Annotated in this window: 21 protein-coding genes; 15 read left to right on the top strand and 6 right to left on the bottom strand. The window is 65.0% G+C overall.

All coding sequences use genetic code 11. From position 1 onward, the window contains the following. The first annotated feature begins 15 nt into the window (after positions 1-15). The 3 genes from GGC65_RS16430 to GGC65_RS16420 are packed head-to-tail and all read left to right on the top strand — an operon-like array spanning position 16 to position 2,090. Positions 16-1,197 carry an acetyl-CoA C-acyltransferase gene (locus GGC65_RS16430; RefSeq protein WP_192648138.1) on the top strand — a complete coding sequence of 394 codons (1,182 nt, stop codon included), beginning with the start codon at positions 16-18 and terminating at the stop codon, positions 1,195-1,197. Position 1,198: 1 nt separating this feature from the next. Further along, positions 1,199-1,783: a carboxymuconolactone decarboxylase family protein gene (locus tag GGC65_RS16425; protein ID WP_192648137.1), complete on the top strand. Its 585-nt coding sequence runs from the start codon at positions 1,199-1,201 to the stop codon at positions 1,781-1,783. Positions 1,784-1,799: 16 nt separating this feature from the next. Then, on the top strand, positions 1,800-2,090 hold the full coding sequence (locus GGC65_RS16420) for a putative quinol monooxygenase (RefSeq protein WP_192648136.1): 291 nt from the start codon (positions 1,800-1,802) through the stop codon (positions 2,088-2,090). A gap of 148 nt (positions 2,091-2,238) precedes the next feature. On the opposite strand, the gene soxR is transcribed toward GGC65_RS16420, so the two are convergent. Beyond that, a complete protein-coding gene (gene soxR, locus GGC65_RS16415; RefSeq protein ID WP_192648135.1) occupies positions 2,239-2,709 on the bottom strand; it encodes a redox-sensitive transcriptional activator SoxR in 471 nt (156 codons plus the stop codon). 85 nt (positions 2,710-2,794) lie between these two features. Here soxR and GGC65_RS16410 point away from each other — a divergent pair, with 85 nt between their 5' ends. Further along, the gene (locus GGC65_RS16410) at positions 2,795-3,190 is read left to right on the top strand and encodes a VOC family protein (RefSeq protein ID WP_192648134.1); all 396 of its coding nucleotides are present in this window, start codon (positions 2,795-2,797) and stop codon (positions 3,188-3,190) included. Between the two features lie 64 nt (positions 3,191-3,254). Then, positions 3,255-3,719 (top strand): pyridoxamine 5'-phosphate oxidase family protein, encoded by a 465-nt coding sequence (locus GGC65_RS16405; protein WP_192648133.1) that lies wholly within the window; start codon positions 3,255-3,257, stop codon positions 3,717-3,719. Positions 3,720-3,721: 2 nt separating this feature from the next. Here the strand turns inward: GGC65_RS16405 and GGC65_RS16400 are convergent, their stop codons facing one another. After that, positions 3,722-4,714, bottom strand: coding sequence for a dipeptide epimerase (locus GGC65_RS16400; protein WP_192648132.1), 993 nt, complete (start codon positions 4,712-4,714; stop codon positions 3,722-3,724). A gap of 24 nt (positions 4,715-4,738) precedes the next feature. On the opposite strand from GGC65_RS16400, the gene GGC65_RS16395 reads away from it, so the two are divergent. Next, positions 4,739-5,134: a YkvA family protein gene (locus tag GGC65_RS16395; protein ID WP_192648131.1), complete on the top strand. Its 396-nt coding sequence runs from the start codon at positions 4,739-4,741 to the stop codon at positions 5,132-5,134. Between the two features lie 107 nt (positions 5,135-5,241). Continuing rightward, positions 5,242-8,082 carry a M16 family metallopeptidase gene (locus tag GGC65_RS16390; RefSeq protein WP_192648130.1) on the top strand — a complete coding sequence of 947 codons (2,841 nt, stop codon included), beginning with the start codon at positions 5,242-5,244 and terminating at the stop codon, positions 8,080-8,082. Here the strand turns inward: GGC65_RS16390 and pip are convergent. Beyond that, positions 8,062-9,153 carry a prolyl aminopeptidase gene (gene pip, locus GGC65_RS16385; protein ID WP_192648129.1) on the bottom strand — a complete coding sequence of 364 codons (1,092 nt, stop codon included), beginning with the start codon at positions 9,151-9,153 and terminating at the stop codon, positions 8,062-8,064. The genes GGC65_RS16390 and pip overlap by 21 nt on opposite strands. A gap of 257 nt (positions 9,154-9,410) precedes the next feature. On the opposite strand from pip, the gene GGC65_RS16380 reads away from it, so the two are divergent. The 3 genes from GGC65_RS16380 (at position 9,411) to GGC65_RS16370 (ending at position 12,856) form a co-directional block, all read left to right on the top strand. After that, the gene (locus tag GGC65_RS16380; protein ID WP_192648128.1) at positions 9,411-11,561 is read left to right on the top strand and encodes an alpha/beta hydrolase family protein; all 2,151 of its coding nucleotides are present in this window, start codon (positions 9,411-9,413) and stop codon (positions 11,559-11,561) included. Between the two features lie 337 nt (positions 11,562-11,898). Continuing rightward, complete coding sequence (locus tag GGC65_RS16375; protein WP_192648127.1) at positions 11,899-12,294, top strand: Ohr family peroxiredoxin; 396 nt, start codon at positions 11,899-11,901, stop codon at positions 12,292-12,294. A 115-nt stretch (positions 12,295-12,409) separates the two neighbouring features. Continuing rightward, positions 12,410-12,856, top strand: a complete 447-nt coding sequence (locus tag GGC65_RS16370) for a MarR family winged helix-turn-helix transcriptional regulator (RefSeq protein WP_192648126.1) — start codon at positions 12,410-12,412, stop codon at positions 12,854-12,856. Between the two features lie 5 nt (positions 12,857-12,861). Here GGC65_RS16370 and GGC65_RS16365 read toward each other — a convergent pair whose 3' ends face one another. Further along, complete coding sequence (locus GGC65_RS16365; protein ID WP_192648125.1) at positions 12,862-13,575, bottom strand: 2OG-Fe(II) oxygenase; 714 nt, start codon at positions 13,573-13,575, stop codon at positions 12,862-12,864. Between the two features lie 120 nt (positions 13,576-13,695). On the opposite strand from GGC65_RS16365, the gene GGC65_RS16360 reads away from it, so the two are divergent. Next, entirely contained in the window at positions 13,696-15,354 is a 1,659-nt protein-coding gene (locus GGC65_RS16360) for a M20/M25/M40 family metallo-hydrolase (protein WP_192648124.1), read from the top strand. 257 nt (positions 15,355-15,611) lie between these two features. Further along, complete coding sequence (locus GGC65_RS16355; protein WP_192648123.1) at positions 15,612-17,426, top strand: DUF885 domain-containing protein; 1,815 nt, start codon at positions 15,612-15,614, stop codon at positions 17,424-17,426. Positions 17,427-17,584: 158 nt separating this feature from the next. Here the strand turns inward: GGC65_RS16355 and GGC65_RS16350 are convergent, their stop codons facing one another. After that, positions 17,585-18,805: a polyhydroxyalkanoate depolymerase gene (locus GGC65_RS16350; protein WP_192649579.1), complete on the bottom strand. Its 1,221-nt coding sequence runs from the start codon at positions 18,803-18,805 to the stop codon at positions 17,585-17,587. A gap of 276 nt (positions 18,806-19,081) precedes the next feature. Between GGC65_RS16350 and GGC65_RS16345 the strand changes: the two genes are divergently transcribed. The 3 genes from GGC65_RS16345 (at position 19,082) to GGC65_RS16335 (ending at position 21,822) form a co-directional block, all read left to right on the top strand. Continuing rightward, on the top strand, positions 19,082-19,339 hold the full coding sequence (locus GGC65_RS16345; protein ID WP_192648122.1) for a YjhX family toxin: 258 nt from the start codon (positions 19,082-19,084) through the stop codon (positions 19,337-19,339). Positions 19,340-19,456: 117 nt separating this feature from the next. After that, positions 19,457-21,256 carry an ABC transporter transmembrane domain-containing protein gene (locus GGC65_RS16340; RefSeq protein WP_192648121.1) on the top strand — a complete coding sequence of 600 codons (1,800 nt, stop codon included), beginning with the start codon at positions 19,457-19,459 and terminating at the stop codon, positions 21,254-21,256. A gap of 29 nt (positions 21,257-21,285) precedes the next feature. Beyond that, the gene (locus GGC65_RS16335; RefSeq protein ID WP_192648120.1) at positions 21,286-21,822 is read left to right on the top strand and encodes a DUF1993 family protein; all 537 of its coding nucleotides are present in this window, start codon (positions 21,286-21,288) and stop codon (positions 21,820-21,822) included. Positions 21,823-21,847: 25 nt separating this feature from the next. Here GGC65_RS16335 and GGC65_RS16330 read toward each other — a convergent pair whose 3' ends face one another. Continuing rightward, positions 21,848-22,288: an ExbD/TolR family protein gene (locus GGC65_RS16330; RefSeq protein WP_192648119.1), complete on the bottom strand. Its 441-nt coding sequence runs from the start codon at positions 22,286-22,288 to the stop codon at positions 21,848-21,850. Positions 22,289-22,515 lie beyond the last annotated feature (227 nt).

Here is a 22,515-nt window from a genome sequence, read left to right as displayed (position 1 = left end):
AGAAGGACTCCCAACATGCGTGACGCAGTTATCGTCTCCACCGCCCGCACCCCGCTGACCAAGGCGGCGCGCGGCTCGTTCAACAACACCCTCGCCCCGACGCTGGGCGCGCATGCGGTTCGCGCCGCGGTCGAGCGCGCCGGCATCGAAGGCGGCGAGATCGACGACGTGCTGTTCGGCGCCGCGATGCAGCAGGGTTCGCAGACGATGAACGTCGCGCGACTGATCGCGCTGCGCTCGGGCCTGCCCGTCACCGTCCCCGGCATGTCGATCGACCGCCAGTGCTCGTCGGGCCTGATGACGATCGCGACCGCCGCGAAGCAGATCATCGTCGACCGTCAGGACATTGCGGTTGCCGGCGGCATCGAGTCGATCTCGAAGGTCAGCGGCAGCGGCAAGGTCTTCATCGAGACCGATGCCGAGCTGATCGCGATGCACAAGGACACCTATATGCCGATGATCGGCACCGCCGAGGTCGTCGCGAAGCGTTACAATATCAGCCGCGAGCTGCAGGACGAATATTCGCTCCAGTCGCAGCAGCGCACCGCCGCAGCACAGGCTGCCGGCAAATATGACGACGAAATCGTCGCCTGCCCGGCCACCATGGCGGTCGTGAACAAGGAAACCAAGGAAGTCACCTTCAAGGACGTCGTCGCCGACAAGGACGAGTGCAACCGTCCCGACACGACGCTCGAAGGTCTCGCCAGCCTGAAGCCCGTGATGGGCGAAGGTTTCTCGATCACCGCGGGCAACGCCAGCCAGCTCGCCGACGGCGCATCGGCCGCGGTGCTGATGGAAGCCAAGGTCGCCGAAAAGAAGGGCCTCCAGCCGCTCGGCCGCTATGTCGGCATGGCGGTCGCGGGCACCGAGCCCGACGAAATGGGCATCGGCCCCGTCTTCGCGATCCCCAAGCTGCTCGAACGCTTTGACCTCAAGATGGACGACATCGGCCTCTGGGAACTCAACGAAGCCTTTGCCGTTCAGGTCCTCTACTGCCGCGATCAGCTCGGCATCCCGAACGAGCTGCTGAACGTCAACGGCGGCTCGATCTCGATCGGCCACCCCTTTGGCATGACCGGCGCGCGCTGCGTCGGCCACGCGCTGATCGAAGGCAAGCGCCGCGGCGTCAAATATGCCGTCGTCACCATGTGCATCGGTGGCGGCCAAGGCGCAGCGGGCCTGTTCGAGGTCTTCTGATTTGCGCCTGAGTGCTCCGCGTATCGAGCCGGTCGACCTCGACCGGCTCGATGCCGACCAGCGCGCCGCGCTCGAACCCTTCCTTGCCACCGATGGGGGCAAGGTCGGGGGCGGCAAGATCCTCAATATCTTCCGCACCCTTGCCCATGCGCCCAAGGCGCTCACCGCCTTCCTCGGCTGGGGCAATTATATCCTATCGAAGCGAAATGCGCTTTCGCCCCGCGATCGCGAACTCGTGATCCTGCGCACCGGCTATAACTGCCGCTCGGGTTATGAGTGGACGCAGCACAAGCGCATCGGGCTCGATTGCGGCCTGAGCGAAGACGAGATTGCGCGCATCAAGGCTGGCCCCGACGCGGCCGGCTGGAACGAGTTCGACCGCGCAATGCTCCGCGCGACCGACGAACTCACCACCAATCATTTTGTCAGCGACGCAAGCTGGGCCGCGCTCACGCGGCTCGGTGACAAGGGCCGCATGGATCTTGTCATGACCGTCGGCCAGTACACGCAGGTATCGATGATTTTGAACAGCTTCGGCATACAGGTCGAGGACGGCTGGGACGTCGACCCCGACCTCAAAATCTGAAATTTAGGAGAGAGATATGAGTGCAATCGGTGTGATCGCAACGCTGCGCGTCCAGCCCGGCAAGGAAGCCGAATTCGAAGGCGTTTTTGCCGAACTCGCCGCCGCGGTGAACGCCAATGAGGCGGGCAACAGCTATTATCGCCTGTTCCGGACGGGCGAAACGGGCGTCTACAAGGTACTCGAATGCTATGATGACCAGACGGCACTCGAAGCGCACCGCGCCTCGGACCATTTCCGCAGCATCGGCGCGCGCCTCGGCCCTTGTCTCGCCGGAGCACCCGAGATCGAGACGCTCAGCGCAGCCTGAGCGGCCGGTTTCGACCCCAAGCTGATCTTCCTTTCATCGTCATCCCGGACTTGATCCGGGATCCATAGCTGCGCCGTCGGATCCCGGATCAGGTCCGGGATGACAAAAATCGAGAATGGCAGCTGACCACCCCCAAACCCGTCGCCCATCACCCGACCTCGGCAATCTCGCCCGACCGATCGCCCAGCACATATCGCGGTCCCGCGCCACGCTGCGCGGCTTTGTCCTCGCGGTTGTAGAGCCCGCACTTCTTCAAGGACAGGCAGCCACAACCGATGCAGTTACCGAGCAGTTCGCGCGTGCGTTCGAGCGACGCGATCTGCGCGTCGATCCGCGACTTGAGCCCCGTGCTGATCCGCGTCCAGTCGGCGCCATTCGGCGTCCGACCCGCGGGAAGCCGCGCCAGCTCGGCGGCGATCTCCTCCAGGCTCAGCCCGAGTTGCTGCGCAATCAGGATGAACGAGACGCGGCGGATATCGGCGCGCAGAAAGCGCCTTTGCCCGCCGCCCGTGCGCAGCGCCTCGATCAGCCCTTTCGCCTCGTAAAAACGGATCGCCGAAACCGCGACGCCGGTGCGCGCCGCGAGTTCGCCGATCGCGATCAGGTCGGTCCGATGCATCGCGGTCACTCCTCGCTTTCCGCTTGATCTCAACCTGACTTGAGCTTTCATAAGCCGTGCGTCAACGCGAATCAGGAGAAGATAAGTGACGCATCCCTTCATCGAGCATGTGAATCTGACGGTCAGCGACCCCGATCGCACCGCTGGAATCCTCTCGGCGATCTTTGGCTGGCACGAACGCTGGCGCGGCCCCGCGCGCGACGGCGGGCGGACGATCCACCTCGGCAGCGATGCCGCCTATGTCGCGCTCTACACGGGCCCCGACGGCCAGCACGCCGACGCGCAACATCCCAAGGGCGCGCCGCTCAACCATGTCGGGGTGCAGGTCGACGATCTCGACACGATCGAAATGCGCGTCAAGGCGGTCGGCCTCACCCCGTTCAACCACGGCGATTACGAACCCGGCCGCCGCTTCTATTTCTTCGACCCCGACGGCATCGAATATGAGGTCGTCAGCTATGCCGAGGCGCGACCACGCTGAACCGGGCAACGACCGCGCCTTTGCCGCGTTGATCGATCATCGGGGGGCATGAAGGAGCCTTTCGATGAGCGACGACATCAAGAAGCAGTTTTGGAAGGCGCTGGCCGACAGCCCCTATGTCATGGTCGGCGCAACCGGCGAGCGCGAACATCATATCCCGATGAACGCGCAGCTCGACAAGGATGCGAACAGCGCCTTCTGGTTCTTCACCGCAACCGACAATCGGCTTGCCGGAGGCGGCCCGGCGATGGCGCAATTCGCTGCCAAGGGTCACGACCTGTTCGCCTGCATTTCGGGTACGCTGGTTCGCGAAAGCAACCGCGCCGTCCTCGACAAATTGTGGAACAACAGTATCGCGGCCTGGTACCCGGGCGGCAAGGACGACCCGAAGCTCGTCCTCCTCCGCTTCGACTTGGACAATGCCGAAATCTGGACCGCCGACCCCGGGATCAAGGGCCTTTTCAAGCTCGCAACCGGAATGACGATGAAGGAAGGCGAACTCGGCGCTCATGCCGAGGTTGCGCTATAGTCTCAGCTGACGGGCGGCCCGATCCGCCCTTCCCTGAATTCGAACCCGCCCTCGCGGTCCCGCTCCAACAGCGCGGGGCCGTCGAGGTCGACCCAGCGCGCGCGCTGCGCGAGCACGAACGCCGGCGCGATCGCAAGGCTGGTCGACAACATGCATCCCACCATGATCGATAGCCCCGCCGCGTCCGCCGCATCGGCGATCTTGAGCGCCTCGGTCAGCCCGCCCGCCTTGTCGAGCTTGATATTCACCCCATCGTAAAACGCCCCGATCCGCGCGACATCGGCCGCCGTTTGGCAGCTTTCGTCGGCAACAAAGGGTATGGGCGCATAGATCGGATCGAGCAGCGCGTCCGCGCCCACCGGCACCGGTTGCTCGATCATTTCCACCCCCAAATCGGCGAGCGCCTCGGCCTCGCTCAAAATGTCGATGTCGCGCCAGCTTTCGTTGGCATCGACGATCAGCCGCGCTTCGGGCGCGCCCTTGCGTACCGCCGCGACGCGCAGACGGTCGTCTTCGCCGGTCAGCTTGAGCTTCAACAGGCGATAACCATCGGCCTCGGCGGTCGCGGCCTGCTCCGCCATCGCGCCGGGCGACCCGAGCGAGATGGTGAAGGCGGTGACGCGCGACGTCGGTGCGCCATCGCACCCCGCGAGCTGCCAGAGGCGGAGTCCGCGTTGCCGCGCTTCGAGATCCCACAAGGCGCAGTCGAGCGCGTTGCGCGCTGCGCCCGCCGCCATCAATTCCTGCACCGCGGCGCGGGCGCTCGCGGCGTCCAGATCGGCGATATGCGGCGCGGCGAGCAATATCTGGTCGCGGCACCCTGCCGCGTCCTCGCCGAGATAATAGATGGGCGTTCCCTCGCCACGCCCCAGCATGCCCTCGCCCTCGATTTCGGCGACGACGACATCGACATGCGTCTTCGCCCCGCGACTGATCACGAACGATCCCGCGACCGGCCAGCGTTCGACACGCGCGCTTTTCAGTTGGATAGCCATGAAGGAAGGCTAGTGTAGATCGCGATGACCGGCAAATCCCTTTCCGAACGCATCGGCGATCTTGGCCACCGTCTCGCGGTCGAGGCCCACGCCGCGTGGCTCGCCGCGCGCGACCCGCGCGTGCCCTGGCCGGCACGCCTGCTGGCGATCGCGGTCGCGGCCTATGCGCTGTCGCCGATCGACCTGATCCCCGATTTCATCCCTGTGCTCGGCTGGCTCGACGATTTGCTGATCGTACCGCTCGGCCTGTGGGTCGTGCGCCGACTGATCGCCGATCCGCTCTGGGCCGAACTCCACGCCGCCGCCGAAACCGCGAGCGAGCGCCCCTCAAGCCGCGCCGGCCTAGCGTTCATCCTGCTGCTGTGGGCGATGCTGTTATATCTTGTTTATTGGGCGGTCCGCACATCGCCCTGGCATTGAAGCCGGGATATCTGCACTTCGTAGAACAGCAGTTGACATCGCCCCCACCCCTGCAAAATTCCTCCATCGACCGGTTCATCCGGCTCAAATTTCGAAGGGGCATCTTCATGAAAGCATTTCCTTTTCTTGGCGCCGCCATGCTTGCGCTTGCCACCGCGACGGCCGCGAGCGCCCACACCGCCGTCGATCCGGCTGCGGCCGCCACGCAAGTTCCGCCGATCGCCTACAAAGAACGCATCCTGAAGAACGGCCTGCGCGTCCTCTCGCTACAGGACAATTCGACTGCCAATGTCATGGTGTCGGTGTGGTACGACGTCGGGTCGAAGCATGATCCCGAAAAACGATCAGGTTTCGCACACCTGTTTGAACATATCCTCAGCCGCAAGACGGTGAACATGCCGTATAATATGATCAACCGGCTGACCGAGGATGTCGGCGGGGTGCGCAACGCGTCGACCAGCTTCGACCGCACCAACTATTATGAGACGGTCCCCGCGCAATATCTCGAAACGATGCTGTGGACGCACGCCGAACGCATGGCGCGCCCCGTCGTCGACAAGGAGGTGTTCGAGACCGAACGCAATGTCGTGAAGGAGGAATTGCGCCAGCGCGTGCTCGCGCCGCCCTATGGCCGGCTGTTCAACTTCGCGCTCAGCGAGAACACGTTTGACGTTCTTCCGCACCGCCGCCCGGTGATCGGCAGCATCGCCGACCTAGACGCCGCGACACTCGACGACGCACGCGCGTTCCACGAGGCCTTCTATGGCCCTGACACCGCGACGCTGATCGTCGCGGGCAATTTCGACGAAGCGAGGCTCCAATCGCTCGTCGACAATTATTTCGGCGCAATCCCGAGACGTGCCAAGCCGATCGCGCTCGCGATTCCGGGCGCCGAACCGCCGATGGCGCCGCGCCGCGTCAACGCGACCGCCCCCAATGTCCCGCTGCCGGTCGTCGGAGCCATCTACAAGGCCCCCGGCGCGAGCCATGCCGATGTTGCCGCACTCCAAGTCATGAACGCGGTTCTCGGCAGCGGCGAAAACTCGCGGATGCACAAGGCGCTCGTGCGGACAGGCCTCGCGACGGAGGCGATCGCAATTTTCGACTACACCGAAGAAGCCGGCGGCCTCACTCCCTTCGCGTTCCTGAGCGATGGGCAGGATCCGGAGAAGGTCGCCGCCGCGCTCGACGCGGTGCTCGCGGGTATCGCGGCGACAGAGGTCAGCGACACCGAACTCACCGAAGCGAAAACCGAGCTGCTCGCGGCGACACTCGAGGAACGCGAAACCTTCTCGGGTCGCGCCTTCGAACTCGGCGAGGCGCTCGTCCTGACCGGCGACCCCGCTGCCGCGAACAAGCGCCTCGATGCGATCGCGCGCGTCACCAAGGCCGACGTCGCGCGCGTTGCGAAACACTATCTCGACCCCAAGGCACGCGTCGAGCTGCGCTACACGGCGGGCGACGGCGATCCCAAGAGCTGGGCGAACCCGAAGCCGATGCCCGTCTTCCCGAGCGTCCCCGCCGCGACCGGAACGGCGAACGAACTCGCCGCCGAAGCCGCGCGACAGGCGCCCCCCGCGCCGACCGCCGCCCCCGCAGTAACCCCGCAGAAGATTGCCGAAAGCCGCCTCGCCAACGGTATCCGCGTGGTCGCGGTCAAGACCGGCAGCGTTCCGCTTGCGACCTTGAGTGTCGTGATCGGCGGCGGATCGTCGACCGACCCCAAGGGCCGTGCGGGCGTCGCGACAATGGCCGCCGATCTGGCAGCGAAAGGCACCGCGACGCGCTCGGCCGAAGACATCGCCGCCGCGCTCGAAAGCCTCGGCGCATCGATCAACGCGGGCGCCAACCCCGACGGCAGCATCTTTTCGGTCACCGCGCCCGCGGCGAACCTTGATGCGGTCGGCTCGATTCTGGCCGATGTGATCCGGAACGCCAGCTATCCCGAGGCCGAGTTCGAGCTCGAGCGCAAGCGCATGACCGACGGCCTGCGCATTGCGCTCAACGACCCCGGCGCGATCGCCGCTATGGTCGCGCAGCCTTTGCTCTATGGCGCCGCACCTTATGGCGGCCAGGCAGGCGGCACCGTGAAGAGCCTTGCCGCGATTACTCGCGACGACCTTGTCGCCTATCGCCGCGCGTGGTGGCACCCTGCAAATATGTCGGTCGTCGTCACCGGCGGCGCCGATCCGGCAGCGGGCGCCGCGCTCGCAAAGCGCCTGTTCGGAGACTGGAAGGCCGATGGTGCCGCACCCGTTCTGCCCAAATCGCGCGCAGGCGCCGCGCTGCCGCCGCGAACGATCGTCGTCGACCTGCCCGGTGCGGGACAGGCCGCGGTGCTCGCCGCAGTGCGCGGGGTCAGCCGGTCGAGCGCCGATTACCCCTCGCTCCTTCTGGCCAATTCGGTGCTCGGCGTCGGTTCGAACGGCCGCCTCTTCACCGAGGTGCGCAGCAAACGCGCGCTGAGCTATGGCGCGTACAGCTCGATGCCCGCGCGCGCCGACACCCCGCTTTTGAGCGCGAGCGCGCAGACGAAGAATGAGAGCGCAACCGAGGTCGCCGAAATCTTCCTGAACGAGTTCAAGCGCCTCGGTGCCGAACCGATCACCCCCGACGCGCTCGCCAAGCGCCGCGCTTTCCTCGAGGGCGCCTATGGCCGCCAGCAGGAAACCGGCGGCGGCTATGGCGCTATCGTCGCGGGCCTGATCCTCCAGGGGCTCCAGCCCGCCGACGCACTCGACTATGCCGCGCGGCTCGGCGCGGTGACCCCCGAAGCGGCTAACGCGATCGCAGCGAAGAATGTCACTCCCGAAAGCGCGTCGCTGATCGTCGTCGGCGACTCCGCCAAATTCATCGACAAGCTGCGTGCGCTGCGCCCCGACCTCGTCGTCATCCCGGCGAGCAAGCTCGATCTGGAGTCGCCTACATTAGGTGCCGAGGCGCGGTAATCCGTCCATGATCGCGGTGAGCGCGAGAGCATTCTCGCGCTCCATCGCGCTATGCCCGGCGTTGGTGACAACATAGGTCGCGGGCTCGCTGCCCGCGTCGCGCAGCGCCTGAACCAGCCGCGAGGCCTGCGTCAGCGGACACACCTCGTCGAAGCGGCCGTGCACGATATGGACTGGGATCGACGCGAGTATGTCGATATGGTCAAAGAAATGCCCCGCCGGGATGAAGAGCTCATTGGCGAAATAATGCGCCTCGATCTGCGCAAAGCTTAAAGCGAAATCGGCCTCGCCGAACTTGCCCGTGTCGGCGGTCTCGGGGATCATGTTCGAGATCACGCCTTCCCACAGAGACCAGGTCAGCGCGGCCTTGAGCTGCCGCTCCTTCTCGGCCTCGGTCGCGGGCACCATGTCGAAAATCGCCTTGTACGACTTCATCACGTCCTGCCGTTCGTCGGCGGTCAGCAGCGACAGCAGATCGGCCCACTCCTCGGGATATTTCATGTAAGCGCCGGGCTCGGTCAGACCATAGGGGTCCTGCTCCCACGTCGCTGCATTGCCCTGATAGAGATAGAGCAAATCCTCGGGCGCGCCGAGAAAGATGCCGCGCAGGATCAGGCTCGCGGTATGCGCCGGATGCGCGATTGCATAAGCCATCGCCAGCGTACTGCCCCAGCTCCCGCCGAACACATGCATCGGCCCGCTAATCTCCAGCTTCTCGCGCAATTTCTCGATATCGCCGATCAGGTCGGCGGTAGTATTCTTGGCGAGCGCCACGGCGGGGCCCGCCGACGCCACCGTCGGCTCGCTCTTCCCGCACCCGCGCTGGTCGAACAGGATGACGCGGTAGCGTTTGGGATCGAAGAAGCGCGCCATCACCGGCGCGCACGCACCGCCGGGCCCGCCGTGGAGGAACATCACCGGCTCGCCCGCCGGATTGCCATATTCTTCCCAATAAATGCGGTGCGCGGGATCGCGATCGACCTCCAGCCAACCGAAATTCAGGCACGGCGGCTGCGGATAGACCCAATTATCGCCGATCTTGCTCGTGGCCTGAAGCCGGGAAAAATCCATGATCGATGCCTTTCTTCGCTGTCTCGCGTCGCCGACTTAACCTCCCGCGCCGCCATGTCCACCGCCTCTGTGCGGACCCTGGCAAGCTGTTGGTCAGGCCGTCGCTCAAAAACCACCCATGATCGCGGGATGAACGGGGAGACATCGCTCCAGCATTTTGGGTTGAAGAAGTCGCGATAGTTTGCGACCCCTTGTACGCGGCTGGCCGATAGTGGGTACGGAGCAGACCGGGACAATCCAACAAGGGGCTGCTTTTCATGCACAAACTCGCATTCCTCGGCGCGAGCCTTCTCGCGCTCATCCCGCAAATGAGCCTCGCGCAGGAAGAGCCCGCGCCCGCCGCAGAGACCGCCGCCCCCACTGCCCCCATATCCGCCTCCGCCGCTGGCAGCGCGCGGTTCACCCCCGAGCGCCGCCTGACCGGCGCCGACCTCTTCGACCTGTCGATCGCTTCGGATCCGCAGATCAGCCCCGACGGTCGCCACATCGCCTATGTGCGCCGTTCGAACGACATCATGACCGACCGCGCCGTCAACTCGATCTGGCTGATCGACACGGCGACGGGAGAGGAAACGCCCGTTGCGGGCCGCAGTGGCGGGGCCTTTGCGCCGCGCTGGTCGCCCGACGGCAAGCGCCTCGCCTTCGCCTCGACCGAGGGCGGCAGCGCGCAGCTCTGGGTGCGCTGGATGAACGGCGGCGAGGCGGTGCGCCTCACCGGCCTGCCGACCAGCCCGTCGAGCCTCGCCTGGTCGCCCGACGGCCGATCGATAGCCTATACGATGCTCGTCAAGGATGAGGGCCCGAGCTTTGGTTCGGCGCCGAAGAACAAGCCCGAGGGCGCAAAATGGGCCGATCCGCTCGAGGTCCACGATCTTCTCGCCTATCGCGCCGACGGCGAAGGCTATCTCGAACCCGGCTTCGAGAAGATTTTCGTCGTGCCCGCGACCGGCGGCTCGCCGCGCCAGCTGACCTTCGGCCCCTATCATGACGGCGGCCCGCTTAGCTGGTCGCGCGATGGCCGCACCCTCTATTTCAGCGCGAACCGCAAGCCCGACTGGGAGCGCGACCCCGTCGAAAGCGAAATCCACGCGCTCGACGTGACGAGCGGCGCGGTCACCGCGCTGACCGATCGCAACGGTCCCGACAGCAATCCGCTCGTCTCGCCCGACGGCGGCAAGATCGCCTATCTCGGCTTCGACGACAAATTGCGCGCCTATGAAAATACGCAGCTCTACGTCATGAACCGCGACGGATCGGGCAAGCGCAGCCTGACGGCCAATTGGGATTATGGGGTCGATGCGATCCAGTGGGCGGCCGACGGCAAGTCGGTCTACGCGCAGTACGACGATCATGGCGAAACCAAGGTCGCGCGCATCGGCCTCGACGGATCGGTGCGCACCGCCGCGACGGGCCTGTCGGGCGGCGGGCTCGACCGCCCCTATACGGGCGGCAGCTTCTCGGTTTCGGACGGCGGCGCGATCGCCTTCACCGGCGGCACCGGAACGCGCCCGGCCGAGGTTCAGCTGAACCGCAGCGGCACTGCGCGCATCCTCACCGACCTCAATCGCAGCCTCCGCGAAGTCAAATCGCTCGGCGAGGTGCGCAAGATCACCGTGGCGTCGAGCCACGACGGCAAGACAATCGAGGGCTGGCTGACGCTCCCGCCCGGCTATCGCGAGGGCCAGCGCGTGCCGCTGATCCTCGAAATCCACGGCGGACCTTTCGCGGCCTATGGCGGCCATTTCTCGACCGACAACCAGCTTTATGCGGCCAGCGGCTATGCCGTCCTCTCGGCGAACCCGCGCGGCTCGACCAGCTATGGCGCCGCCTTCGCGAACGAGATCGACAAGCAATATCCGGGCAACGACTATTTCGACCTCATCAGCATCGTCGACCGCGCGATCGAGCTCGGCGTCGCCGATCCGAACGCGCTCTTCGTCACCGGTGGTTCGGGCGGCGGCGTGCTCACCAGCTGGATCGTCGGCAAGACGAACCGCTTCAAGGCCGCGGTCACGCAAAAGCCGGTGATCAACTGGACGACGCAAGCGCTCACCGCCGACGGCCCCGGCTTTTTCGGCCCCTATTGGCTCGGCGCCGAGCCATGGGAAAAGCCCGAACTTTTCTGGTCGCGCTCGCCGCTTTCGCTCGTCGGCAATGTCGAAACCCCGACGCTCGTCATCGTCGGCGCCGAGGATTACCGCACCCCGGTCAGCGAATCCGAACAATATTACACCGCACTCCGCCTCCGCGGCGTGCCCAGTGCGCTGATCAAGGTTCCCGGTGCCAGCCATGGCGGTATCGCCGCGCGCCCCTCACAATCAGCCGCCAAGGCTTCGGCAATCCTAGCCTGGTTCGAGAAATATAAGAAAGGCTGGACACGCCCGGCGGCGGATGCGGCAGGGAAATAGCCGGCCCACCTTGGGGTAGGACGCGAACGCTATCCAATTTTCTCTCGTCATCCCGGACTTGATCCGGGATCCATAGCTGCGCCGTCGCCGTGGACCCCGGATCAAGTCCGGGGTGACGATGATGGATAGGGCGAATTCCGGCTGGAAAGATTCGCTCGGGCACCCCAAAAGATCGAAAACGCCATCAGCCGCGAAATTATATAAACCTAATTACAATAACTTATAATTATATCAGATACGATTTAATCGTATACGCTTGACTACGCCACGCGCCCCACTTAATTAACTCGCATCCGATCTAAACGGATGCGATCACAACCCCCGAAAGGAACCTGAAATGGCTGACAAAATTATCTTCACCGGAACGACCCACGTCAAAGGCGGCGCCGAAGGCTATGCCCGCAGCACCAACGGCGTCCTCGATCTCGCGCTGCCCCAGCCGCACCCCGCGGCCGAAAACCTCTTCGCCGCCGCCTGGTCGGCCTGCTTCATCGGCGCGCTCGAACTCGCCGCGTCGCAGAAGAAGATCAAGCTGCCCGCCAGCCCCGAGGCCGACACCACGATCGAAGTTCTGATGAACGACGGCGGCTTCTTCCTCCGCGCCCGCCTCGACATCGCGGTCCCCGGCATCGACGCCGTCACCGCCCGCGAGCTGGTCGATACCGCGCACAAGATCTGCCCCTATTCGAAGGCGGTCGAAGGCAATATCGACATCGAACTGAACCTCGTCTGATGTCTCGACCGGGCGGTGCCGCTCTCTCCCTTGGCAGGCACCGCCCGGTTGACACCCCCGGATTCCGATTTCATCGTATGCGCTTGAATTATCGGATATCGACCAAGGAAAACCCATGACGAAATCGCCTGCCCCCGACCGGCCCAAGCTCGGCGAATTCCTCTGCTTCGCGGTCTATTCGGCGAACCTCGCCTTCGGCCGCGCCTATCGGCCGATCCTCGACAAGCTCGGCCTCACCTACACCCAATATGTCGCGCTCGTCGCCTTGTGGGAGCAGGACGACCAGACCGTCGGCGAGCTTGGCGAAAAGATGTTCCTCGAATCGAACACGCTGACCCCGATCCTCAAGAAGCTCGAACAATCGGGCTTCATCGAGCGCCGCCGCGATCCCGCCGACGAACGCCAGGTGCGTATCCGCCTGACCCCCAAGGGCAGCGAGCTGCGCAGTCACGAGATCGGCAACGAACTCTTCGACGCGACCGGCCTCGGCGACAGCTTTTTCGACGTCCAGAAGTCGGTCGCTAAGCTCCGCGACAATCTGATGCGGTCGCTGGGCGACTAAGGCGCCTACGCCGCGTCGTGGAAGATGACGCCGAGCGTATGCCGCCGCCCCGACCGGATTTCGCTCACCCCGTGGCGCATCATTACCCGATAATCGCCGCGAGCACCCCGCACCGGCCGTACATTCACCGCAAAGACGACGGCATCGCCTTTCGCCAGCGGCACGACAGCGGCCCTTGATTGCATCCGCGGCCTTTGTTCGGTCAGCACGAACTCGCCGCCGGCAAAGTCCGCGTCCGGCGCCGACAGCAACACCGCGACCTGCAACGGAAACACATGCTCGCCATACAGGTCCTGATGCAGGCAATTATAATCGCCCGCGCCATATTGCAGCAGCAACGGCGTCGGCCGCCGCTGGCCTGCATCATGGCATCGCGCCAGAAACGCGGCATGCTCGTCCGGAAAGCGCACCGCCATCCCCATCCGCTCGTGCCAGCGGTTCGCGATTTGCACGAGGTGCGGATATAATCCGCCACGCAAATCCGCGACCAGCGGCGGCAGCGGATAGGCGAAATAGCGATACTCCCCCCGCCCGAACCCGTGCCGCGCCATATGGACATGGCTGCGAAACCCCGCGTCCTGCGCATAGAGCGCCGCGGTCGCGTCACACGCCCCCCCGCCCAGCAACCCCGGCAGCACCGCCCAGCCCTCGCGGTCGAGCGATGCGGCAACCGCGTCCCAATCCAGCGCGGCGATCTTCGTTTCGATAGTCTCTGTCATACTGCGACCCTGCCAGCGCCCGCCCGTCCGCACGCCCCGTTTCTTGCTGTCAAATCATTGGCGACGCGGCGCGACCGCATGCTAGGCGTATCGAAATCAAAAAACAGGAACCCCCGCTCCATGTCCTTGCGCCTTGCCTCCGCCCTTCTCCTCGCCGCCGTCGCAGCCCCTGCGATCGCGCAAAACGCGCCCACCATCGACGCCGCGAATCTCACCCAGACCGTCCGCACCCTCGCCTCCGACCAGTTTCAGGGCCGCGCGCCGGGCACGATCGGCGAGGAGCGCACTATCGGATATCTGATCGGCCGGCTGCAGGCGCTCGGGCTCGAACCCGCGGGCACCGACGGCGGCTGGACCCAACGCGTTCCCCTCCTCCACACCCGCCTCGGCACCGCCACGACGCTCGCATTCGATCGCAAGGGCAGCAAGACCCCGCTCAGCTTCGGCACCGACATCTATCTCTCGACGCTCCAGCCGAAGGATCAGGCAGTGATCCAGAACGCCCCGATGGTGTTCGTCGGCTATGGCGTCAGCGCACCCGAACGCGGTTGGGACGATTTCAAGGGGCAGGACCTCAAGGGCAAGGTCGCAATCTTCCTGATCAACGACCCCGATTTCATCGCCACCAAGGGCGAGGACAGCTTCGGCAAGTTCGGCGGCCGGACGATGACCTATTATGGCCGCTGGACCTACAAGTTCGAGGAAGCCGCGCGCCGCGGCGCGATCGCCGCGCTGATCGTCCACGATACCGACGGCGTCGGCTATGGCTGGAACGTCGTCAAAGCGCCGGGAGGCGAAAATTACGGCCTCGTCATGCCGCCCGAAAAGGTGGCGAGCCTCGCGCTGCAGGGCTGGATCTCGGGCGAGACCGCGACAAAGCTCTTTGCCGATGCCGGACAGGATCTCGCCAAGCTACGCACCGCCGCGCGCCGCAAGGATTTCAGGCCCGTCGACCTCGGCACCAGCTTCGACGCTGCGATCCCGGTGACGCAGGACGTCGTGCAGAGTCAGAATGTCCTCGCCAAAATCCCCGGCGCCAAGCGCCCCGACGAGGTGGTGATGTACGGCGCCCATTGGGACGCCTATGGCGAGGGCGCGCCCGACGAAAAGGGCCGCATCTACCGCGCCGGCGCCAACGACGACGCGCTCGGCGTCGCGGGGCTGTTCGAGATTGCGCGGCTGTTCAAGGCGGCGCCCGCCCCCGACCGCACGATCGCCTTCGCCTTCTGGACCGCCGAGGAACGCGGGCTCCTCGGCTCCGAAGCCTATGCGCAAAACCCGATCTTTCTCGCCGAAAAGACCGTCGTGAACCTCGGTCTCGACATCCTGCAGACCGCCGGCAAGGCCAAGGATGTGATCCTCGTCGGCAAGGGCCAAGGCAGCCTTGAAGACGATCTCGCGCGCGTCGCCGCGACGCAGGGCCGCACCGTCAGCGTCGAAAGCCTCCCCGAACGCGGGCTCTTCTACCGCGCCGACCATTTCAGCCTCGCCAAGCGCGGCGTCCCTGTCCTGTTGATGATGGGCATCGCCGGCGCCTCCGATCTGGTCGAGGGCGGCAAGCCTGCGGGGCAAGCGTGGGTCGATGCCTATACGGGCAAATGCTATCATCAGGCGTGCGACGCGTGGGATGAAAGCTGGAACTTGGACGGCGCGGTACAGGATATCGCAGTCTTCTACACCATCGGCGACGAGCTCGCGCGCTCGGCAAAATGGCCGGGCTGGAAGGATGGCAGCGAATTCAAGGCAATCCGCGACCAGAGCGCCGCATCGCGGAAATAGATGGGCGGGGGTGGCTGCCGACCGGTAGGGGACCTTCCGCCTACCTGACCCGTTCGCATCGAGCGTAGTCGAGATGCCCCTCGAGCTATGCTTTGCTTCGACGGGTGTCTCGACTTCGCTCGACACGAACGGACTTATGGATGTCCGCTCACCACCCCGAACCAGCCACCGCCGCATGGTGACAAACAGCGGCTGAAATAATATTGCGCCCGGCCCGGCACTGCGCAACAAGCCTCTCATTCGAATAGGAGAATGTGATGCGCTTTGCCGTTGCCCTGATGCTGCTCCCCGTCCTGCCCTTCGCGCCGATGACCGCGCCGGCCTTCGCGCAGGCCGCGCCGCAAGCCGGCGCGAAGGACCAGGCTCTGCTCGACTTCCTCGATCAGGCGTTCGACGAGAGGCTCGCCCTCAGCCCCGAATCGCAGACCCAGCTCGGGCTCAAGACCAATTACGCCAAGCTCGACGATTACACCGACGCGGCATCGCTGCGCGAGCAGGAGCTTATGGAGCGCCAGCTCAAGGACATGCGAGCGCGCTTCAAACCCGACCAGCTCGGTGAGAGCGCGCGCGTCAGCTTTCGCCTGTTCGAATATGAAGTCGAACGCGGCCGCGAATCGCTCCGCTTCCGCAAGCTGCGCTTTCCTGTCTCGACCAACGGCAGCCCCGCCGGCGCGATCCCCGTCCTGCTCATCAACAATCACAAGGTCGACAGCGTCGCCGATGCCGAGGCCTATATCGCCCGCCTGCGCGACACCGACCGCGTGATGACCGAAGTTGCCGCGACGATGCGCGAACAGGCCGCGGCGGGGATCATCCCCAACAAGGTCAATTTCGCCCCCGCGCGCGCCGACGCGCTCAAGGTGATCACGGGTGCACCCTTCGGCGGCGGCGCCGATTCGACGCTGCTGGCCGATTTCCGCAAGAAGGTGGAGGCGCTCGACGCGCCCGCCGCGACCAAGACGAAGCTGATCGCCGACGCCAGCGCCGCGCTGACCGGCCCGTTCAAGCATGGCTATGAGACGCTGATCGCGGCGATCGATGAGATCGAGCCCAAATCGAAAGGCAATTTCGGCGCGTGGAACCTCCCCGACGGCGCCGCCTATTACGCCGACCGGCTGAAGAGCTCGACGACCACCAGTCTCACCGCCGACCAGATCCACGACCTTGGCCTCCAGCAGGTCGCGGCGATCCGCAGCGAGATGGAGGCGATCAAGCGCGAGGTCGGCTTCACCGGCACGCTCGAGCAATTCTTCGACCACATCCGCGCCGACCCGCAGTTCAAATATCCGAATACCGAGGCTGGCCGCGAAACCTATCTCGCCGACGCGCGCGCGGTGATCGCATCGGTGATGACCGCTGCGCCGCGCTATTTCCGCGTGTTGCCCAAGGCGGCGCTCGAGGTGCGCGCGGTCGAAAAGTGGCGGGAGGGGACGGCGTCGACCGCCTTCTACAACCCGCCCTCCGCCGACGGCTCGCGCCCCGGTATCTATTATGTCAACCTTGTCGACATGAACCAAACGCAGAAGGTGCAGGTCGCCGGCATCGCCGCGCACGAAGGCGCGCCAGGCCATCATTTCCAGATCGCGCGCCAGCAGGAACTCACCGGCATCCCCAAATTCCGCAAATTCGGCGGCTATGGCGCCTATATGGAGGGCTGGGGGCTCTATTCGGAGCGCCTCGCGAACGAGATGGGCGTCTACAAGACGCCTTATGACCGCTTCGGCATGCTATCGCTGCAGGTATGGCGCGCGATCCGCCTCGTGCTCGACACCGGCATCCATTCAAAGCGCTGGACGCGCGAGCAGGCGATCGCCTATTTCAAGGCGAACAGCTCGGTGTCCGACACCGACATCGCGCGCGAGGTCGACCGCTATTTCAACTGGCCTGGTCAGGCGACGAGCTACATGGTCGGCCAGCTCAAGATTGCAGTGCTGCGCAAACGCGCCGAGACCGAGCTCGGCCCGCGCTTCGACATTCGCGATTTCCACGAAGCGGTGCTGAGCGAAGGCGCTCTGCCGCTCGACATCCTCGAGGAGCAGGTGACGCGCTACATCGCAGCGAAGAAGAAGTGATGCGGAGCTTCTGACGTCCGTTTTTGGGGCGGTGAGCTGCCCTCCTCGTGCACCCCGGCGAAAGCCGGGGCCCAGTGCGGAAAAGCGCCAGGTCAGTGTTGGAATTCTGGGCCCCGGCTTTCGCCGGGGTTCACATGTCGATCGGCAGCTACCGGTCATCAGCCGCCATGCGCGCGGATCCATTTTTCGACGACCGGTGCAATCTCGTCGCGCCATTTGCGGCCGTTGAAGATGCCGTAATGGCCGACACCTTTCGCCATCAGATATTTCTTCTTCTCGGCGGGCAGTGACTTGGCGATCGTCAGCGCCGCCTTGGTCTGGCCGATCCCCGAAATATCGTCGCGCTCGCCCTCGATCGCGAGGATCGCGATATCCTCGATCACCCCGACATCGACCGGCTCGCCGCGGTGCGTCATCTCGCCCTTGGGCAGCAGGTGGCGCTGGAACACCACGTCGACCGTCTGAAGGTAGAATTCGGCCGTCATGTCGCACACTGCGCGATATTCGTCGTAAAATTCCTTGGTCTTGTCGGCGCTTTCGCCATCGCCGTCGACCAGATGTTTGAACATCTCCCAATGGCTCATCATGTGATTGCCAAGGTTCATCGACATGAAGCCGGCGAGCTGCAGGAAACCCGGATAGACGCGGCGCCCGGCGCCCGGATAATAGGCGGGAACGGTCGCGATCACATTTTCCTGGAACCAGGCGTGCGGCCGCGTCATCGCATGCTCGTTCACCGCGGTCGGCGCCTTGCGCGTGTCGATCGGGCCGCCCATCATCGTCAGCGTCTTCGGGCGGCACTTATGCTTGTTTGCCGCCATGATCGCCGCCGCGGCGAGGCTCGGCACCGATGGCTGGCACACCGCGAGCACATGCGCGCCGGGGCCGATATGTTCGAGCCACGAAATCAGATAATCGACATAATCGTCGAGGTCGAACTTGCCGGCCTCGAGCGGCACATTGCGCGCGTCGCGCCAGTCGGTGATCCACACATCATGGCTGGGCAGCATGCGTTCGACCGTGCCGCGCAGCAATGTCGCATAATGGCCCGACATCGGCGCGACGATCAACAGCTTGGGTGCGTCTTTCGCGCCCTTGTGCTTGAAATGCTTGAGCTGGCCAAACGGCTTGCGCGCCTCGACCGCCTCGGTCACGCGCACCGCCTCACCGTCGACGACGGTTTCGTAGAGCTCGAACCCCGGCTTTCCGCGCGGCGCCGCCGCATGCGCGAACACTTCGAGCGCCGAGGCGAACATCGGGCTGCCGCTGAAATAACCGAGCGGATTCGCCGGATGCTGCATGACCTGCGCACCCGCCGTGGCGAGCGCGCTCGCGCCCGCGAGCCAGTTCTTCTGCATGTCAAAGGCGTGATAAAGCATGTTCAAATCGTTCCTTGCGTGACCCCGGCGGCGCTCTTCGGCGCCTGCGCGTTGGTTAGCAGTCTAGGGGCTCAGTCTCATTGTGCAATGCATCAAAATCATTGCGAGGCGTGCCGAAGTCGAATATTCTGCACGGAGCGGCGCATGATGCGCCGATGGAGTGAATATGTCTGAGATTGCGGGCAACCGCTAACATCCCGGCGTAATCGGGATGTGCGCAGCGTACGGGCCAGCGGGTTCGTGCGCCTTTGTTGCTTGATAATCCCGGACAATATCATGAATATTTCGAAAGCGGAGCAGCGTATGCTCCATGTGCTGGCGCAGGGCGGCATGATCCGCCATCGGCGCGGCGAGAACGGCCATATCATCGAAGCTTTGTGTTTCACGCGCGACGGCCATGTGCTCGCTGATACCGGCCTGTCACTGTTCAACCGGCTGCGGCGGCGCGGCTTCATCGGCTCGCTGAACGGCGCGCCGTACCGCATCACGCAGGCGGGCCTCCGCGCGGTGCGCGCGCAGCTCGACAACCGCTGACAAAGGGGGAGCGCGGCGACAGACCGCGCTCCCTTGCAGCCCTGCTTCAAAGTGCTTGAAGCAGGGGCGCATTCTGCGTCGTTGAGCCCGGTCCCCGGCGCTGCTAGGGCCGGTGCGATGGCCAGCCAACCCGATCTGCCCGCCGCGAAGGCGACCGCCGAACCCCGCCGCAAACTCGGCAGCCTGCGCATGGTATGGCACTATGCCAGCAACTATCCGCTCCAGCTGAGCATCGCGGCGATCGCGCTCGGGATTGCGGCGCTCGCGACGCTCGCCATTCCCTATCAGTTCAAGGCGATGATCGACAGCGGCTTCATCGCCGGCGGCGGTGACGTCGCGCCGCATTTCCGGCTCTTCTACGCGATCTGCGTCGCACTCGCGCTCGCGACCGCGCTGCGCTTCTATTTCGTGAGCTGGCTCGGCGAGCGCACCGTCGCCGACATAAGGCAGGCCGTGCAGCAGAATCTGCTGCGTCTCGCGCCCGGTTTCTTCGAGGAAAACCGTCCGTCCGAAATCGCCTCGCGCATGACGTCGGATACCGCGATCATCGAACAGGTCGTCGGCACCACCGTCTCGGTCGCGTTGCGCAACACGGTGATGGGCATCGGCGGCATCATCTATCTGTTCAGCCTGTCGCCCAAACTCACCGCGGGCATATTGCTCGGCATCCCCGTCATCATCCTGCCGATCGTCCTCCTCGGCCGCCGGCTCCAGAAAGTCTCGCGCACCAGCCAGGACCGCGTGGCCGACATCGGCGCGACCACCGCCGAGCAGATGGGCGCGATGAAGATCGTCCAGGCCTTCGGTCAGGAAGCGCGCGAAGCCGATCGTTTCTCGGCCGCGGTCGAGGCCAATTTCGCGACCGCCAAGCGCCGCATCCGCCTCCGCGCGATCATCACCGCGACGGTCATCGGCCTCCTGTTCGGCGCAATCACCACCCTGCTCTGGTACGGTGCCGAAGGCGTCGCGGCCGGCACGATCACCGGCGGCACGATCGCCGCCTTCGTGCTCACCGGCGGGCTCGTCGCGGGCGCGTTCGGCGCGCTCACCGAAGTCTATGGCGACCTGCTCCGCGCTGCTGGCGCCGCCGAGCGCCTCAGCGAGTTGCTCAACGCCGAGGCAAGCATCGCGCCGCCGGCAAAACCCCGCCCCTTCCCCGAACCGCCCGTCGGAACGCTCGAATTCGCCAATGTCGAATTCCATTATCCGACGCGCCCCGACGCCCCGGCGCTCCATAATTTCTCGCTCGCGATCCACCCGCGCGAGACGGTCGCGATCGTCGGCCCCTCGGGTGCCGGCAAGTCGACCCTCTTCCAGCTCGCCGAGCGTTTCTACGACCCGCAGGGCGGACAAATCCTCCTAGATGGCATCCCCCTCACCGAAGCCGATCCCGCCGACATCCGCGCGCGTATCGCGATGGTGCCGCAGGAAACGGTAATCTTCGCCGCCTCGGCACGCGACAACCTCCGCTATGGCAATTGGGCCGCGAGCGACGAGGAGCTGTGGGAAGCCGCCCGCGCCGCCAATGCCGAGGAGTTCCTCCGCAAGCTGCCCGACGGGCTCGACACCTTCATGGGCGAAGGCGGCGCGCGCCTTTCGGGCGGCCAGCGCCAGCGCGTCGCGATCGCCCGCGCACTGCTCCGCCGCGCCCCGCTGCTGCTGCTCGACGAAGCGACATCGGCACTCGATGCCGAATCCGAGAAGCTCGTCCAGGACGCGCTCGAAACGCTGATGCACGACCGCACGACGATCGTCATCGCACACCGCCTCGCAACCGTGCGCGCCGCCGACCGCATCGTCGTGATGGACGACGGCCGCATCGTCGAAGAGGGCAAGCATGACGCGCTCGTCGCCGCCGACGGCCTCTACGCCCGCCTGGCGCGCCTCCAGTTCCAGGACAATCTCGCCGCCGCCTGACGCCACCCCGTTCAACCGAGGATAAGACGATGCTCTATGACCTGACCGTGCCGGCCTATCAGAACGGGCTGAATGCCTTGTCGGGGGAACTCGCGCGAGGGCTCTCGTGGGGTACGGACAATGGCGTCGGCGAACTGCAGTTCGCGGTCGCGCGTCTGGCGCCCGACATGTTCCCGCTCGCGTCGCAAATCCGCTTCACCTGCGCGCAGGCGCTCCAGCCGCTGGCGCGGCTCGGTGCCGGCGAAGTCCCCGAATTCGCGGAGGACGCAGTCGATTTTGCCGGCATGCAGGACCAGATTGCCGCTGCGCTGGTGTTTCTCGATACAGTCGATCCCGCCGCACTCGGCGACGACCTGAACCGGCCGGTCAGCTTCACGCTTCCCAACGGCATGACCTTCGACATGACCGCGCTCGACTATCTGCGCGACTGGGCGCAGCCGCAATTCTACTTCCACCGGGTCGCGGCCTACGCCGTGCTGCGCCATATGGGCGTCCCGCTCGGCAAGGCCGACTATGTCAGCTATATGATGCGCCATCTCCGGCCCGGAACGGCGCCCGCTGCCTGATGGCAGCGGGATCCGTCAAAAAGGATCAGATCAGGCCCGCATAATTTTGGATGCCGGGAAAGGCGAGCTTCGACCCGCCATTGCGCCGGATCGCCCCGATCGCCTCATCGACCCGCAGGTAACGCGCCCGCGCATCGGGTTCGAGCAGGATCGCCGCAGGCTCCGGCCGGTCGGCCGCAACTTTCACCAGCGCGCCCAGCTCGGCCAGATCCACGGCTTCGTTGTTCCAGCGGATCACGTCGGTCGTATCGATCGTGATACGATTCTCGTCGAGCACCTTGCCCGGAATATCCGGTCCGATCGGCAGCGTGACATCGACGCTATGCGTCGGCGGCGGGATGGTGATGATGAACATCACCAGCATCACCAGCATCACGTCGATCAGCGGGGTCGTGTTGATGTCCGGATCGCCATTGGGATCGGCGCGAAAAATGCTGCGATGGAACATGCTGCGGCGTTTGCGCATCGTCTCTCCCGCTTGGGAGCATGCCCGCGATGGACGGGCCCCGCCCCCATCGAGGGCTCAAGACCATCCCGCGCCCTCTGACGTGATGGTATATCATAATTCTCAGCGAGCAAGAAAAAACGAAGGTCGCCGCCGAACAGCAATCGCGGTGTAAAGCGACCATAAAGAAAGGGCGGCACCTTTCGGTACCGCCCCTCTTTTTCTTCCAGTCCCTGTCGGGAGTGGAA

This window comes from Sphingopyxis sp. OAS728 (genome assembly GCF_014873485.1).
GTDB lineage: Bacteria > Pseudomonadota > Alphaproteobacteria > Sphingomonadales > Sphingomonadaceae > Sphingopyxis.
The sequence above is the reverse complement of the archived record's forward strand: the minus strand, read 5'-3'. Positions and strand labels throughout refer to the sequence as shown.